This is a genomic window from Pseudomonas sp. DP-17 (assembly GCF_022380625.1).
GTDB lineage: Bacteria > Pseudomonadota > Gammaproteobacteria > Pseudomonadales > Pseudomonadaceae > Pseudomonas > Pseudomonas nitroreducens_A.
Map to the genome: position 1 here is coordinate 291008 of NZ_JAKSXG010000002.1, position 16425 is coordinate 307432.

General features: G+C 68.5%; 11 protein-coding genes. All 11 read right to left on the reverse strand.

Going from position 1 to position 16425, the window contains the following annotated elements; translation table 11 throughout:
* Positions 1–194: 194 nt before the first annotated feature.
* Positions 195–1160: a lysylphosphatidylglycerol synthase domain-containing protein gene (locus tag MJ122_RS06990; RefSeq protein ID WP_239743218.1), complete on the reverse strand. Its 966-nt coding sequence runs from the start codon at positions 1158–1160 to the stop codon at positions 195–197.
* Positions 1157–2356, reverse strand: coding sequence for a cardiolipin synthase ClsB (clsB, locus tag MJ122_RS06995; protein WP_088418554.1), 1200 nt, complete (start codon positions 2354–2356; stop codon positions 1157–1159). Before clsB ends, MJ122_RS06990 begins: the two co-directional genes overlap by 4 nt.
* Positions 2353–3135, reverse strand: a complete 783-nt coding sequence (locus MJ122_RS07000; protein WP_239743220.1) for an endonuclease/exonuclease/phosphatase family protein — start codon at positions 3133–3135, stop codon at positions 2353–2355. The genes clsB and MJ122_RS07000 overlap by 4 nt, the downstream gene beginning before the upstream one ends.
* Positions 3132–4049 carry a DUF72 domain-containing protein gene (locus MJ122_RS07005; protein ID WP_239743222.1) on the reverse strand — a complete coding sequence of 306 codons (918 nt, stop codon included), beginning with the start codon at positions 4047–4049 and terminating at the stop codon, positions 3132–3134. Before MJ122_RS07005 ends, MJ122_RS07000 begins: the two co-directional genes overlap by 4 nt.
* Before the next feature lie 17 nt (positions 4050–4066).
* Positions 4067–5278, reverse strand: coding sequence for a zinc-dependent alcohol dehydrogenase (locus MJ122_RS07010; protein WP_239743224.1), 1212 nt, complete (start codon positions 5276–5278; stop codon positions 4067–4069).
* Positions 5279–5423: 145 nt separating this feature from the next.
* Positions 5424–7553, reverse strand: a complete 2130-nt coding sequence (gene glgX / locus MJ122_RS07015; RefSeq protein WP_239743226.1) for a glycogen debranching protein GlgX — start codon at positions 7551–7553, stop codon at positions 5424–5426.
* Positions 7554–7567: 14 nt separating this feature from the next.
* Positions 7568–7999, reverse strand: coding sequence for a DUF2934 domain-containing protein (locus MJ122_RS07020; protein ID WP_088418564.1), 432 nt, complete (start codon positions 7997–7999; stop codon positions 7568–7570).
* Complete coding sequence (treY, locus tag MJ122_RS07025) at positions 7996–10719, reverse strand: malto-oligosyltrehalose synthase (RefSeq protein ID WP_239743228.1); 2724 nt, start codon at positions 10717–10719, stop codon at positions 7996–7998. Before treY ends, MJ122_RS07020 begins: the two co-directional genes overlap by 4 nt.
* Positions 10712–12754 (reverse strand): 4-alpha-glucanotransferase, encoded by a 2043-nt coding sequence (gene malQ / locus MJ122_RS07030; RefSeq protein WP_239743230.1) that lies wholly within the window; start codon positions 12752–12754, stop codon positions 10712–10714. The genes treY and malQ overlap by 8 nt, the downstream gene beginning before the upstream one ends.
* Complete coding sequence (gene treZ, locus MJ122_RS07035; protein WP_239743232.1) at positions 12751–14529, reverse strand: malto-oligosyltrehalose trehalohydrolase; 1779 nt, start codon at positions 14527–14529, stop codon at positions 12751–12753. Before treZ ends, malQ begins: the two co-directional genes overlap by 4 nt.
* Positions 14526–16058 carry a glycogen synthase GlgA gene (gene glgA / locus MJ122_RS07040; RefSeq protein ID WP_017517884.1) on the reverse strand — a complete coding sequence of 511 codons (1533 nt, stop codon included), beginning with the start codon at positions 16056–16058 and terminating at the stop codon, positions 14526–14528. The genes treZ and glgA overlap by 4 nt, the downstream gene beginning before the upstream one ends.
* Positions 16059–16425 lie beyond the last annotated feature (367 nt).

The window sequence follows — 16425 nt, forward strand, 5'->3', positions numbered from 1 at the left end:
GGGCGGTTAACCCGGAACGGGTTATCCGCCGCTTGCCTCGCGGCGGATAACGCTGGCGCATGATGCGCTTTACGCTCTGCGGATGGCCCCGAGCGCTCGCACAGAAAATCGCGGATAAATCCGCTTCTGCGCGCCCGGTTACTCCGGCGTTGTAGGAGCGAGCCGTACCCGCGATCCGTCGGCAGGGCCGACGCTCAGGAAGCCCGCGCCGCCTCCTGCCGTTCCGCGCGGCGCTTGAGCTTCTTTGCGTGGCGCTCCAGCCACAGGTAGACGGCGCAGGCGAGCAGCAGCGGGATGAGGAAATACAGCACCCGATAGCCGATCAGCGCCGCCAGCAGTTCGCCACGGGAAAAATGATCGCGCAGCACGGTGATGAACACCGTCTCGATCACCCCCAAGCCCGCCGGTACGTGCAGCACCACACCCGCGATGCTGCTGATCAGCAGCGTCGCCAGCACCGTCGGGTAATCCGCCGAATCCGGCAACAGGGTGTAGATCAACAGCGCCATCATCGACCAGTTGCTCGCCCCGGCGAAGCCCTGCAGCGCCGCCAGGCGCCAGGTCGGCAGGTTCAGCCGATAGCGCTTCCACCCCCAGGCGCGGCGGCGGGCGAAGCGGCAGGCGAGCAGGTAGCCGGCGCCCAGCAGCAGAAGCACCACGCCGATGGCGCGCAGGCCGCTCTGGCCCAGTGACCAGGTGTCCGGCAGGTCGGGATAGCCACAGACGAACAACACCCCGGCCAGCAGCAGGTAGCCGTACCAGTTGGTGATCATGCTGAAGGTGAGGATCCGCGTGATATCCCCCGCGCTCATCCCCAGCCGCCCGTAGAGGCGGAAGCGCAGCGCGATGGCGCCGACCCAGGAGCTGAGGTTGAGGTTGAAGGCGTTGCACACGAAGGCCACGGTGAACACCCGCCGCACCGGCAGCGGGTGGCCGATGTAGAAGCGGCTGAGCACGTCGAAGCTGCTGAAGATGGCATAGCTGCCCAGGGCGATCAGCATGCCCAGCGCCAGGGTGCTGAACTTGTATTCGCGCAGCAGGCGGAACACCTCGTCCCAGTCGGTGGCGCGCAGCAACAGGAACAGCAGCACCGGCAGCGCCACCAGCAGGACGATATTGAAGACGCGGTTGGCGCGCTTCCAGAATTTCTTGTTCTTCATGGCTGCACCTGCGATTGGCGGGCGTTTTCCTCGAGGCTCGCGGGATGGAGGACCTGCCGGTGCGCCGGCAACTGGCCGGCAATGGCAGGGAAATGCCGCAGGAAGTGGAAGCTCAGGAACACCAGCGGCGCCCGCCACCAGTAGCCGCGCCGGGCATACTGGCGGGTGACGCGGCGGCAACTGCTGGCCGCCAGGTGTTCCAGATGGTCGTCCAGCTCGCTGGCGAACGCGGATTCCTCGATCAGCAGATTGCCCTCCAGGTTCAGCGACAGGCTCAGCGGGTCGAGGTTGCTCGAGCCGACCGTGGCCCAGTGGCGATCCATCACTGCAACCTTGCCGTGCAACGGACGGTCCCGGTATTCGAAGATCTCCACGCCGTCGCGCAGCAGGGTGTCGTAGAGCAGCTTGCTGCACAGGCGCACCAGCGGCATGTCCGGCAGGCCCTGCAGGATCAGGCGCACCTGCACCCCGCGCCGGGCGGCGTCGCGCAAGGCGCGCAGCAGGCGATAGCCCGGGAAGAAGTAGGCGTTGGCGATCACCAGGCGTTCCCGGGCGCGGCCGATGGCGCGCAGGTAGTGTTGTTCGATCTCGGTGCGGCGGTCGAGGTTGTCGCGGATCGCCAGGCAGGCCCGGCAGGGGCCTGCCGGGCCGCCGGGATGCACGGCATCGGCGGCGGGCATGTCGCCATACTGGGCGAGCAGGTCCAGGCAGGCGCGGCGGATGTCCTGCACGCTCGGCCCGCGCACCTTCACCGCATAGTCCTGCTTGGCCATGACGCCGAAATCGGCCAGGTGGTCGGCGCAGAAGTTGATGCCGCCGACGAAACCGACCTGGCCGTCCACCACCACATGCTTGCGATGCAGCCGGCGGAACAGGTTGGTGCGCATGCCCAGCAGCGGCCGCTGCGGATCGAACAGGTGCAGGCGCACGCCGGCATCCAGCAGGCCGCCCAGGAAGCTGGCATCCAGGTCCGGCGTGCCGTAGCCATCGGCGATCACGTCCACGCGCACGCCGCGCTGCGCCGCGTCGATCAGCACCTGGCGCAGCCCGCGCCCGACCTTGTCGTCACGCAGGATGAAGGTTTCCAGCAGGACTTCCTGCCGGGCCTCTTCGATGGCCTGGAACACGCTGGGGTAGAAGGCTTCGCCGTTGATCAACAGCTCGACCCGGTTGCCGTCGCGCCAGCACTCGTTCATAGCGATACCTCGGCCAGCAGGGGAAGATGGTCGGACAGGTGAGGCCAGGGCTTGCGGTTGAGCACCTCGCTCAGGGTGACCTTGAGGTTGCGCACGTAGATGCGGTCCAACCGCAGCAACGGCCAGCGCGCCGGAAAGCTGCGCGGCTCGCCGCCTTCCCGGGGAAAGGCCGGGCGCAGCCCGCAGCCGGCGAGCAGGCCGGAGGCGCGGCAGCGCCAGTCGTTGAAGTCGCCGGCGACCACCACCGGGTCGTTGGCCGGCAGCTCGCCGACCAGTTCGCAGAGCAGCTGCAGTTGCTGCTGCCGCTGGGTCTCGTGCAGGCCCAGGTGCACGCACACTGCGTGCAGGGATCGCTCGCCCGGCAGGTCGATCTGGGCGTAGAGCAGCCCGCGTTCCTCGGTGCCGGCCACCGAGACGTCGCGGTTGTCCCAGCGGCTGATCGGCAGGCGCGAGAGCAGGGCGTTGCCGTGATGACCCTCGGGGTACACGGCGTTGCGCCCGTAGGCGAATGCCGGCCACATGCTGTCGGCGAGGAACTCGTAATGCGGAGTGGCCGGCCAGTTGGGCTGGCGTTCGGCGTGCAACTGGTGTTCGCCGTGGACTTCCTGGAGAAACACCAGGTCCGCCGAGGTCGCACGAACGGCGTCGCGCAGTTCGTGAAGAATGAAGCGCCGGTTGAAGGCGGTGAAGCCCTTGTGGGTGTTCACCGTGAGCACCCGCAACAGGGTGCCGGCCTGCGCCTGGGCGGGGTGGGCCAGATCGTTCTCGGCGCGGGTCATTGCCAGTCTCCCGCCGGTTGGCCGGGTTCCTGGCGGCCCGCAAGCTGAAGGTCCAGCAGCGCCATCAATTGGCTGGCGTCGTAGGGCGCGCGGACCTTCATGTCATTGTCGAAGTAGCAATACACCTCGCGCTGGCGGCGATCGCCACGGGTGGCGGGATCGAACAGCTCGGCGTCTGCCCGTTGCAGGCCGCGCCGCCAACGGGCGATGCGTTCGCTCCAGCGCTTGAGGGCGGCCTCGCCATAGCCGCTGGCGTACAGTTCCTTTTCGCCGTGCAGGCGCAGGTAGACGAAGTCGGTGGCGGTGAGGTCTTCGCCGTAGGGCCACTTGCGCGGCGCATCGGCGAACACCAGCGCCACGTTGTGGCGGCGCAGCTGCCGGGCGAATTCCGCGCAGGCAAAACTGGCGTGGCGCACCTCCATGGCATGGCGCAGCGGGTGTCGGGCGACGGCGGTCGGCCACTCCGGCGGGCGCCGCGTGGCGGCGTCCCTGGCCAGCTTCAGGGCGGCGTCGGTGGTGCGTGGCAGCAGCGTCAGGAAGGCCTCGACCACGTCCGGGTCGTACTTCAGCGACGGCGGCACCTGCCACAGCATCGGACCGAGCTTGCCGCCCAGCTCCAGCGGGCCGGAGGCATAGAAGTTGGCGACGGCTTCCTCCACGTCCTTCAAACGCCGGGTGTGGGTGATGTAGCGCGGGCCCTTGACGCTGAAGACGAAGCCGTCGGGGGTGTCCTCTGCCCAGCGGCGATAGCGCTCGGGCTTCTGCAAGGCGTAGAACGAGCCGTTCAGCTCGATGCTGTTGAAGGCTCGCGAGGCGTAGCGCAGCTCGTCCTTCTGGCGCAGTCCTTGAGGGTAGAAATCACCGCGCCAGGGGGTGTAGCGCCAGCCGGAAATGCCAATGTGCAGTTCCTTCATAGGCCAATCATCCTGTGTCAGTGGCGGTGCGGCGGGCGCACTCTTTCTTCATCGCCCAGGCGTGCCTCCCGGCGCTGCGGTTGCAGTTCGACCTTGACCCAACCGGTCTCGCGCTGGTTGAAGGCCTCGAAGGCGTCGATCACGTCGTTCATCGGCTTGACCTGGGTGAGGATGGCCGCGGGATCGATGCGCCCGGCCAGCACCAGTTCGATGAGCCGGCGGATGTAGCGGCGGTGGTGGCAGTTGCCCATCTTCAGCGTGAGGTTCTTGTTCATCGCCTCGCCGATGGGGAAGCTGCGCTGATCCGGACCGTACACGCCGATGATGCCCAGGCTGCCGGCCTTGGCGAGGGCCGCCACGGCCCATTCCAGCGCCTGGCTCGGCGCGTTGCCCGGCACCCATGCGGATTTGTGCTCCTGCGCCGGCGCCTCGGTCTCGGCGCCGTGGCTGTGTTCGGCATCCACGCCCACGGCATCGATGGCACGGTCCACGCCTATGCCTTCGGTGAGCCAGAGCAGCGCCTGAACCGGGTCCTCGCGCTCGAAGTCGATCACTTCGGCACCCTGTTGGCGGGCCATATGCAGGCGGTCGGGGTGGCGGTCGATGGCGAACACCCGCGCCGCGCCCATCAGCAGTGCGCTGGCGATGGCGAACTGGCCGACCGGCCCGCAGCCGAACACCGCGACGGTGTCGCCGATGCCGACCTCGGCCAGCTCCGCGCCGAACCAGCCGGTGGGGAAGATATCCGAGAGCAGGATCGCCTGGTCGTCGCTGATCTGCGAGGGCAGGCGGATCAACCCGATGTTGGCGTAGGGGATGCGCGCCTTCTCCGCCTGCAGGCCGTGGAAGGCGCCGGTACTTTCCGGGCCGCCGAAGAAGGCGGTGCCGCCGCGCTTGCCGTTGGGGTTGGCCCTGTCGCACTGCGCGTAGTAGCCGGCGCGGCAGTACGAGCAGTTGCCGCAGGCGATGGTGGAGGGGATCACCACACGGTCGCCCACCTGCAGGTTGCGCACCTCGTCACCCAGCTCCTCGATGATGCCCACGCCTTCGTGGCCGAGGATGGTGCCGGGTTTCATGCCGCCCACCGAACCGCGCACGAAGTGCAGGTCGGTGCCGCAGATGGCCGAGGCCGTGAGGCGAACGATGGCATCGTTGGGGTGCTTGAGTGCGGGTGCGGGCACATCCTCCAGGCGGATGTCGCCGACGTCGTGGAATACGACTGCTTTCATCTTGTCCTCCTCGGCGCGCGCGGTGGTCGGCGATGCCGGCGCGTGCGCGGACTCTCGCGGAAAAAATCGGTGGGCCCCTTTGCGGGGCCCCTACAGATTCCGACTGAGGGCGTGGTGGGCCGTTCAGACCGATTCTCCCCGCTCGTCAGTCCTCGCCGCGGCGCAGGGTGAACAGCACCAGCGAACGCGCACCCAGGGGGTAGGCGGTGCCGAATTCCCAGTTGCGCTCGTGGTCCTGGCCCGGTTCTCGGGTGTCGAGGAGGAATTGCCACTCGCGACCCTGGGCGGTTTCCGGGAGCACGAAGTCGAGGTCTTCGTGGCCGGCGTTGACCAGCAGCAGCAAGGTCGCATCGCCGCCGCTGCGGCGGATGCCGGTGGGCTGCGCGCGGCCATCGAGCAACATGCCGAGGCTGCGGCGTTGCGGATCGTGCCAATGGTCCTCGGTCATCTCCACGCCCTCGGCGGCGAGCCAGGTGACATCGCGCACGCCCAGCTCCTCGTTGTACTCGCCGACCAGGAATCTTCCGCGCCGCAGGATCGGGTAGGCCTGGCGCAGGCGGATCAGGCGGCGGGTGAAGGCCAGCAGCTCGCGACCCTCGTCGTCGAGGTTCCAGTCCACCCAGCCCAGTTCGTTGTCCTGGCAGTAGACGTTGTTGTTGCCCTGCTGGGTGCGGCTGAACTCGTCGCCGGCCAGCAGCATGGGCGTGCCCTGGGAGAGCAGCAGCGTGGCCATCAGGTTGCGCATCTGCTGCAGGCGCAGGCGGCGGATTTCCGGGTCGTCCGTGGGGCCTTCGACGCCGTGGTTCCAGGAACGGTTGTCGTCGCTGCCGTCGCGGTTGTCCTCGCCGTTGGCCTCGTTGTGCTTGTGGTCGTAGCTGACCACGTCGCGCAGGGTGAAGCCGTCGTGGGCGGTGATGAAGTTCACCGAGGCGTAGGGCCGCCGGCCGCGCTGGTCGTAGAGATCGCCCGAGGCGGTGAGGCGTCGTGCCAGGTCCGGCAACTGGCCCTCGTCGCCGCGCCAGAAGCTGCGCACGGTGTCGCGGAAGCGGTCGTTCCACTCGACCCAGCCGGGTGGGAAACCGCCCACCTGGTAGCCGCCGGGACCGCAGTCCCACGGCTCGGCGATGAGCTTGCGGTGGCTGAGCACGGGGTCCTGGCGGCAGGCCACGAGGAAGCTGTGGCGTTCGTCGAAGCCGTCGGCGTAGCGGCCGAGGATGGAGGCGAGGTCGAAGCGGAAGCCGTCCACGCGCATCTCGGTGGCCCAGTAGCGCAGCGAATCGGTGACCATCTGCAGCACGCAGGGGTGGCTCAGGTCCAGCGTATTGCCGGTGCCCGAGTCGTTGACGTAGTAGCGCCGGTTGTCGGCCTGCAGGCGGTAGTAGGAGACGTTGTCGATGCCGCGCATGGAAAGCGTGGGGCCCAGCTCGTTGCCTTCGGCGGTGTGGTTGTAGACCACGTCGAGGATCAGTTCGATACCGGCGGCATGCAGGTGCGCGACCATCTCCTTGAACTCGTTGATATGGCCGCTGGCGAGGTAACGCGCCTGCGGCGCGAAGAAGGCGATGGTGTTGTAGCCCCAGTAGTTGGCCATGCCTTTTTCGAGCAGGTGCTTGTCGTCGAGGAAGCCATGCACCGGCAACAGTTCCAGGCTGGTGATGCCCAGCTGCCGCAGGTGTTGCAGCAACTCGCTGTTCATCAGCCCGGCGCAGGTGCCACGCAGGCGCTCGGGCACGTCCGGGTGGCGCATGCTCAGGCCGCGCAGGTGGGCCTCGTAGATCACCGTTTCGTTCCAGGGCACGCGCACCGGCTGCTGTTCGCTCCAGGTGAAGGCCGGGTCGATGACCTTGCACTTGGGCACGAAGGGTGAGCTGTCGCGCTCGTCGAAGCTCAGGTCGGCGTCGGGGGAGCCGATGGTGTAGCCGAACAGCGATTCGGACCATTTGAGCTCGCCGACCAACTGCCGGGCGTAAGGGTCGATCAGCAGCTTGTTAGGGTTGAAACGGTGCCCCGCGTCGGGTTCGTAGGGGCCGTACACCCGGTAGCCGTAGATCTGGCCGGGATGGGCGTCGGGCAGGTAGCCGTGCCAGATTTCGTCGCTGTATTCGGGAAGTTCGATGCGTTCGATCTCGCGCTTGCCCTGGGCGTCGAACAGGCACAGCTCGACCTTGGTGGCGTGGGCGGAGAACAGTGCGAAGTTGACGCCCAGCCCGTCCCAGGTCGCCCCCAGCGGAAAGGGGCGGCCTTCGGTTACGCGGGAATGTGCACGTCGGGTCATGTCCGGCTCCTGGGTCAGACGGGCTTGGATTCTTTGGGTTTACCCAGCCGGGCGGTGGGCGTGGGCGGCGGCGCGCTCTTGGTACGCTTGGGCTTGGCCGGCTGGGCGGGCACCGGCTCGTCGGTGGCCTTGGGTTTGCGCGCGGCGCGCTTGGGCGTGGGGGCCACGGTTTCGCCCACGGCTTGCGCGGGGATTTCGGGATCGGCCTTGGGCAGGCGCCCCTTGCGGCGCGGCGGCTCCTGCAGCAGGGCGGGCTTCTCCGGCTCCTGCTCGCCTTCGAAGCGCGGCTGCACCGGCTCCTCGGCCTCGCCGTTCTGGTTCGCCGCTTCGGCCTCGGCGAGGCTGCGCGCCATGCGCCAGTGGCGATCCTGCTGGCCTTCCGGGCGCCCCTCGGACTCCCAGATCTGGTAGGCCAGTTCGCTGACTCTGCGCTCGTTGACCTTCATCGTTCACCTCCTGATATGAGCATGTTCACCGGTACCGCGCGCAGCAGGTCGGCCAGGCGCGGTTCGCCGTCGTGCGGATCGACAGGGCCGGCCAGCCCGCTCCAGCGGACGGCGGCCAGGGAAGAAGGCAGGTGCAGGCGGGTATCGCCCCAGTCCTCGGGGCGCACCAGCGGTAGCGTTGCGTCGCCCAGCAGGCCGGCGACGCAGCGCGGCACCACCACCAGCAGGTGCTGGCCGGCGTGGCTGCGCACGAAGGCAAGGACTTGGTTGGCCTGCTCGCCGCGCACTTCCAGGGCGAGGTAGTCCCCTTGCAGGAAGAGCGCGGGCCAGCGCTTGCGCAGGCCGAGGGCATCGGCCAGCAGGGCCTGCTTGATTCGCCCGCTGCGCCAGTCGCGCAGCAGTTCGGGCCAGTCCGGCGCGTGCTCCAGTGCGGCCTCGTGGGCGGCGTAGTCCGGCACGCGGCGGTTGTCCGGGTCCACCAGGGTGAAGTCCCAGAACTCGTTGCCCTGGTACAGGTCGGGTACACCGGGCGTGGTATTGCGCAGCACGCATTGCGCCAGCGAATTGAGTGCGCCAGCGGGCATCAGGTACGCAGCCGCCTCGGCGATGGCCCGGCGCAGTGGCGCGCCGGCCCCTTCGAGCAGGATGCCGGCAAGGAATTCGGCGCAGGCTCTTTCATAGGCTTCGTTGGGGGCGCCCCAATCGCTGTCCAGCTTGGCCTCGCGGATGGCCTTGCGTTGCCATTGCTCGATGCGCTGGTGGTAGTCGCGCATGCCTTCGCCGTCGTCCGGGGAAAGCCCCAGGGGCCAACTGCCCAGCAGGCACTGGTAGAGGATCAGCTCGTCGCCGCCACTGGGCGCCGGGCCGCGTTCGATGTGCTGGCGCAGCGGAGCGGCGAGCTTCCACCAGGACCATACCCGTTCGGCGAACCATTCGGCACGCTCGCTGAGCACGGCCAGGCGTGCGCGGCAGTCTTCGCCGCGCTTGTGGTCATGGGTGGCGGTGGCCAGCATCGCCAGGGGAAAGTCGCGGGCGCGCTGTTCGCAGGCACGGTGGAAGGCGTCCACGTCGCTGCCGAGAAGCTCGGGGTCGAAGCCGACGTCGTTGCGCCCCAGCGCCGCGGCCGAGCGATAGCAGGCGGTGTCTTCCAGGGATTTGGCGGCAATCGGCGGGGTCAGCTGCTGGAAGCGGTCCAGCGCGAGCTTGCGCAACTGCCGCAGCGGGCCGGGCGGCAGGGCGCGCAACGGCTCACCGCCGAGGATGCGGTCGAGCCAGCCCAGGGTGCGCTGGTCGCTGGCGTCCAGATGCTGCTGCGCCTCTTCCACGGCCTGACTGAAGAAGCGCTGGTCCTGCTCCGAACGGCCCAGCGCCCCGGCATAGGTGCGGTACACCGGGAAGGCCGTGAGCAACTGGAACAGCGCGCGGCGGATCGAGCCCAGCGGGATGTCGCGGCTGGCCAGCTCGAAGCGGGCGATCTGCCAGAGTTGCTGCGCCAGGCCTTCGACATCGCCGGCGAAGAGTGAGGCGAGCACATGCTTGCGGGCCTGGCGTACTTCCGCGGCGAAGCCGTCCTGGCGGCCGCTGACTTCCAGCCAGAGGTGCCGCAGCTGCGGTTCGCCGCGTACGTCGTGCTGCAGCAGCGATACCTGGTTCATGAAGTCGTAGCCGGTGGTGCCGCGAACTTTCCAGTCCGCCGGCAGCGACTCACCGGGGCCGAGGATCTTTTCCACGTAGACCGGTGCGCCACCCGTGGCGCGGGCCAAGCGCCGGCAGTAGCCGCGCGGGTCGGCAAGGCCGTCGACGTGGTCGATGCGCAGGCCGTCGATCAGGCCTTCGTCCATCAGTTGCAGCAGGTAGCGATGGCTGGCGTGGAAAACGTCGGGATGCTCGGCGCGCAGGCCGACCAGTTCGTTGATATCGAAAAAGCGTCGCCAGTTGATGTCGTCTGCCGCCACCCGCCAGTTGGCCAGCCGGTAGTGCTGCTGGTCGATGAGCCGATGCAGGCTGTGCCAATCCTCGCGGTAGGACGCCAGCAGCGGCTCCAGGGCGTCCGGCGCCAGGTGGGCGGCGACCTGCCGGCACAGCCCTTCGGCCAGGTGCCGGGCCAGCGGGTGGTGGTGCAACTCGACGAAGCGTGGCGCCAGTTCGAGCAGCTCGGGAATTTCGCTGTGGCAGAGGATCATGCCGTAGCTGGAAGGGCACACCGGGAAGCGCTGCTCGCCGTAGCGCAGCAGGAAGCGACCCGAGTCCGGCAGGTAGTCGAGGCGGATGCGCCCGGCAGTCACTTCGTCGATGTAGTCCTCACCCAGGCAGGGCAGCAACACCTGCTGGTCCAGCAGTGGATCGTCGCTGTGCCAGCGGATATCGAAGAAGTGTGCGTAGGGACTGTCCAGCCCCCATTCGAGGACGTCCTGCCACCATGGGTTGGCGTCGCCGATGCGCATGTGGTTGGCCACGGTATCGACGATCAGCCCCATGCCGTTCTGCCGCAGCCCAGCTACCAGGCGGCGCAACGCCGGTTCGCCGCCCAGTTCGTCGCTGATGCGGGTCGGGTCCACCGAGTCGTAGCCGTGCGTCGAACCCGGCTGCGCGGCCAGCAGCGGGGATGCATAGAGATGGCTGATTCCCAGGCGGGCGAAATAGTCCAGCCAGGGCAGCGCATCGTCCAGGGTGAACTCGCGGTTGAACTGCAGGCGCAGGGTGGCGCGTATCTCAGTCATGCTCGCGGCCTCCGTTGCGGGCGCGGCGCAGGCGTTCGAGGCGAGCGCGCACCCGGGGCTCGTCGAGCAGTTCGCCGGCGTTGCGTTCGAAGCGTCGCCGCCAGTTGGGATGGGTATCGCCCGGTCCGGGCAGGTTGGGTTGTTCCACGCAGGCCAATGCGTCCTCCAGGGGCAGCAGTACCAGCGGCGCGGGGGTGGCACCGATGAATTCGATGGCGCCGTCGAGCAGCGGCTCGTTGTCGATGCCGCTGTCGCTCAGCGCCCGGCGCAAGGCGAAGGTCTCCTGCTGGCGGCTGTTGCGGTCCTGCGCGGACACCTCGCGCGAGCTGTGGCCGAGACGCTCGCGCCAGTCGACGTCGCGCGCCTGCTGCCAACCTTCGAGCGTCGGCAGGTCGTGGGTGGTGGTGGTGGCCAGGGCGTTGTCCGGCCACTGCGATGGTGCGGTGAAATGGCCGTGCTGCTGCTCGAACAGCAGCACGCGCATGCCGAGGATGCCGCGCTCCGCCAGCTTCTCGCGCAGGCCCGGAGGGACGGTGCCGAGGTCTTCGCCGATGATGATCGCATTGGCGCGCTCGGCTTCCAGGCAGATCAGCCGCAGCAGGTCGTCGAGCGGATAGTCGAGATAGGCGCCGGCTTCCGGCGGTGCGCCGGCGGGGATGACCCAGAGGCGACGCAGGCCGAGCACATGGTCGATGCGCAGTCCGCCGACATAGCGCAGATTGGCCCGCAGCATCTCGATGAAGGCGCGGAAGCCGTTGCGTCGCAGCCCTTCGGGCGAGAAGGCGCAGATGCCCCAGTTCTGCCCGGCGCGGTTGAGGATGTCGGGCGGCGCGCCCACGCTGACGCCATTGAGCAGTTCGTCCTGGCGCATCCACGCCTGGCTGCCGGAGGGCTCGGCGCCCACGGCAAGGTCGGCGATCAGCCCGATGCCCATGCCAGCCTCGCGCGCCTCGCGCTGCACCTGTTGCAGGCCGCGGGCGACCAGCCACTGACCGAAGGCCTGCTGGCTGATCGCCTGTTCCTCGTCGACCATGAAGTGGCCCAGCTCGGCGCTGGCAGCATCGCGGTACGGCTCTGGCCAGAAGCGCCAGTCCAGCCCGTCGCCGGAGGCGGCGCGGCGCAGTTGCAGGACCTGGAAGCAGCAGTGCTGCAGCAGTTCGGCGCCGCCCAGCTGGCGGAAGGCGAGGAAGTCTTCGTGCAGTTCGCCGTCCTGCTGCTGGAACTGCTGGTACAGCTGCGCCAACAGTCGGTCGCGCAGGTCGGCCACGCCCAGCCAGTCCACCAGCGGCAGCTGTTCCAGGCGTGCAAGTTCCGCCTCCAACCCGGCTGCCGTCACTGCCTGGCGTACCAGCTCGTCACCCAGCACCAGACCGGGCGCGGCATACAGCTCGTTGAACAGCAGACGGCTGGAAGGCGAATAGGGGCTGAAGATGTCCCGTGCGGCGGGGAACATTGCATGCAGCGGGCTGATTGCCACGGCGTCCGCGCCCCGGCTGGCGGCGGCACGCACCAGTTGGGCGAGGGCGGCCAGGTCGCCGGCCCCGCCGTCCTGCTCGCGCCGCAGTGAATACAGCTGCGCGGCGACACCCCATGCCCGTTCCCGGCCGCCGCAGTACTGCGCCACCGACGGGCAGCGCGGTGGTGCGACGGCGACGATGATCTCGTGCTCGCCCAGGTGCAGCGTGTGATAGCCGCTGTGCGCGACGGCGGGAATCTGCCGGTGCTCGTCGACATGGCCTTCGCTGTGGCCGCTGTCGTCCTCGTTGAACAGTTTGTAGCGGCTACCGGTCGCGGCCGGTACGTCGATGGGGCGGTCGCGGTCGGCGGTGATCAGCGCCGGCATCTGCGCGCGACGCTGCTCCAGCAGTTCCAGGCTCTGGCTGATCTGCTCGGGGCTCTGGGCGGCAAACCCGAGGGCCTCGAGTACGTTGCGCTGGACTTCGCCGGTCAGCCGCTGCGGCCGGTTGTCGGCATCGATCCAGTCGATGGCCAGCCCGGCGGCGCTGGCCAGACGTTCCAGTTGCGGGTCGCTCATCGGGAAGCCTCCGGGCTCAGCTGCAGGCTGGGCTCCAGGGACAGCACCAGTGCGGCGCCGGCGAGCCAGCCGTGGCGATAGTGCGCGGCGGTCTGGCCCAGGCAGAACAGCAACTGCGCGCTTTCTCCCGGCGGTTCGATGGCGACTTCTTCCGTGCCCAGGTTCAGGTCGATGCGCCACAGGCTGCCGTCGCCCAGGCGCCAGCGCGCGCTGAGCGCCCGTTCGCCCAGGGGCTGAGCGTCGAGCGCGCGGCTGCCGGGCAACTGCGGGACGAGCCAGCGGTGACGCAGTTCGAGCAGTTGCCGGTAGTGCTCGCGCCAGTCCGGGTCGCCCTGGTCCGGGCGCGGGCGCGAGGCAACGAAGGTCTGGTAGTCGTTGGGATCGGGAATCCAGGCGGCAGCGCCAGGCTCGGAGAAGCGCGCGAAGCGCTTGAACTCCTCGCGCCTGCCAACCGTGACGGCCCGCGCCAGGTCGCCCTGGTAGTCGGTGAAGAACAGGAACGGCTGCTGCTCGCCCCATTCCTCGCCCATGAACAGCATCGGCACCATGGGCGAGAGCATCACCAGGGCGCTCGCCGCGCGCAGGCGGTCGGTCTGCGTGAGCATGCTCAGGCGCTCGCCCAGCGCGCGGTTGCCGACCTGGTCGTGGTTCTGCAGGAAGGCCACGAAGGCCTGCGGGCTGAGCGCGCCGCTGGGTTCGCCGCGCTCGACACCGCGGTAATCGGCCTGGCCCTGGAACACCAGGCCCTCGCGCAGGCAGCGGCAGAGCTTTTCGATGGTCTGCTGGGCGTAATCGACGTAGTACGCCTCGTCCTCGCCGGTGAGCAGCACGTGCAGGCAGTGGTGCAGGTCGTCGTTCCACTGGGCGTCGAACCCCTGCTCGGCAGGGCCCTGCAGCAGGTGCGCCTGGTTGTTCTCGTTTTCCAGCACCAGGTGCAATTCGCGACCCTCGGCGGCCCGCCGGGCGCGGCTGGCCAGTTCGAGGAGGAAGTCCTCGTCGCCGATGGCGTGCACGGCGTCGATCCGCAGGCCATCGACGCGGTATTCGAGCACCCACATCTCGGCATTGCCGATGAAGAATTCGCGCACCGCCGGTTGGCTGAAATCGATGGCCGGCCCCCAGGGCGTCTGCTGCTCCCGGTGGAAGAAGGCGCTGGCGTAGCGATTCAGATAATTGCCCTGCGGACCGAAGTGGTTGTAGACCACGTCGACCAACACCATCAGGCCCAGGCCATGGGCAGTGTCGATCAACTGCCGCAGGCTGTCCGGCACGCCGTAGGCGCCTGCCGGCGCGTAGGGCAGTACGCCGTCGTAGCCCCAGTTGCGCCGGCCGGGAAAGGCGTTGAGCGGCATCAGCTCGATGGCGGTGACGCCCAGCGCTGCCAGTTCGGCGAGGCGGCCCTGCAGGGCGGAGAAACCATCGAAGAGGCCGACGTGGACTTCATAGATCACCGCTTCGTGCCACGGCCGGCCACGCCATTGCGGATGCTGCCAGCGGTACAGCGCGGGGTCGACCACCAGGCTTTCGCCTTCGACGCCGCCGGCCTGGGAACGGGAGGCCGGGTCGGCGACGCTCAGTTCATGGTCGATGCGGTAGCGGTACGTCTGCCCGACTATGGCCGGCACCTCGGCGCTGAACCAGCCGTCGGCGCTGGCCTCCAGGTCGTGGCGCTGGCCGCCGCTCAGTTCCACTTCGACACGCTGCGCATCCGGCGCCCACAGCGAAAACCTCACCCTGCCGCCGGGCAGGACCTGCGCACCGTGCCGCGCGGTCATCGCACGGCCTGCGCGGGCACGCGTTGCAGCAGGCGTTGGTAAAGCGACGTGTAGGGCCGCACGGCGTCCTCCCACAGCAGCGGCGATTCCATGGCCTTGCAGCGCATGGCGTTGAGCAGCTCGGGGTAGCGGTAGATGTTCAGTGCGCGGCGCACGGCATCGAAGTAGCTGGCCGGGGTCTCGTCGCGGAACAGCAGACCGGTGACGCCATCGATGATGGTGTCGGCCAGCCCGCCGGTATGCCGGGCAATGGGCAGCGAGCCGAAGCGCTGGGCGTACATCTGACTGAGGCCGCAGGGCTCGTAGCGCGAGGGCATCAGCAGGAAGTCGCTGGCGGCATAGATGCGCCGGGCGGTGGTCTCGTCGAAACCGACCTGCACCCCGACCCGGCCCGGGTAGCGCTCGGCCAGGTCGCGCATGGCCTGTTCCAGCTCCGGCTCGCCGCAGCCGATGGAGACCAGGCGTCCACCGGCGGCCACCATCTCGTCGGCGATCGCCAGGGTCAGGTCGATACCTTTCTGGTGCACCAGGCGCGAGACCACGGCGAACAGCGGGCCGCGGCCCGGCAGCAGGCCGAACTGCTTCTCGATGTACTCGGCGTTGCGGCGCTTGCCGGCCAGACGGGTGGCGTCGAAGCCTTCGATCAGGTGCGGATCGTTCAGCGGGTCCCAGGTGGCGTCGATGCCATGGGTGATGCCGCTGAGCTGGCCGCGGTCGCGGCGCTGGGCGAGCACGCCATGCATGCCGCAGCCGAACTCCTCGCCGGTGATTTCGCGTGCATAGGTTTCGCTCACCGTGGTGATGTGGCTGGCGTGGCTGATGCCGGCCTTGAGGAACGACAGCTTGCCGTAGAACTCCATGCTGCCCGGCAGGCCGGCCGCCTCGGGCAAGCCCAGCTCGGCGCAGCAGCCCAGCGGGCAGGAGCCCTGGTAGCCGAGGTTGTGGATGGTCAGCACGCTGGGGGTGATCTGCCCGCGCCAGGCCATGTACGCCGGGGCGAGGGCGGTGGGCCAGTCGTTGACGTGGAGCAGGTCCGGGCACCAGCCCAGTTCGCTCATGCCGGCGGAAATGTCGGCCGCGGCCAGGCTCAGGCGGGCGAAGCGGATGTGGTTGTCCGCCCACTCCTGGCCATGCTGGTCGACGTAGGGCGTGCCCGGACGATCATAGAGCTCGGGGCAGATCACCGCGTAGACGATCAGGCCGTCGGCCAGCTTCAGCTCGCCGATATCGCAGGCGGGCAGCGCGGCAAGGCCCGGCAGGCGGCCGACCACCCGGCACGCCACGGCGCCCTTGAGCACCTGCGGATAACCGGGAATCAGCACGCGGATGTCGTGGTCGGCCAGCAGTGCGCGCGGCAGGGCGGCGGACACGTCGCCCAGGCCGCCGGCCTTGACGAAGTCACTGAATTCGGAGGTCGCGAAGAGGATTCGCTTGCGTCGCTGGGGCGGCGCGCCATCGGCCGGGGTGGGGATTGCGGTGAGATTGACGGTGGCTTCTTCCAGGCGCACATCGGCCAGCTGGTTGCGCATTGTTCATTCCTCTCTTGTCAGCGGGGCGTCTTTTCAGCGGGGCCGGCGTTTCCTGCCGGGCCCGTGGGTCTCTCCATGGTGGTGACGATGTCCTTCGGCTGACTGGGCGGCGAAGGACGAAGTTTCGAATTTCCGCCGATGGGTTCAGGGCGGCGGCGCACGCTCCGGCTTTCGCCCAAACGGGAGCGGAGCGACGGCGCTTGGGTCGAACGGCGTCCGTGGATTCAGCATGGTGGCTGCCCTCGTAGTGGGTGGTTGTGGCAAGAACGGAAGGTGACGCCCGACTGAATGCGCAGGCGTCAGGTAATGAAGCAAGCAGGGTCCGTACCAGACTTTGGATGGTTTATAAGTATTTGAAATATAAGGA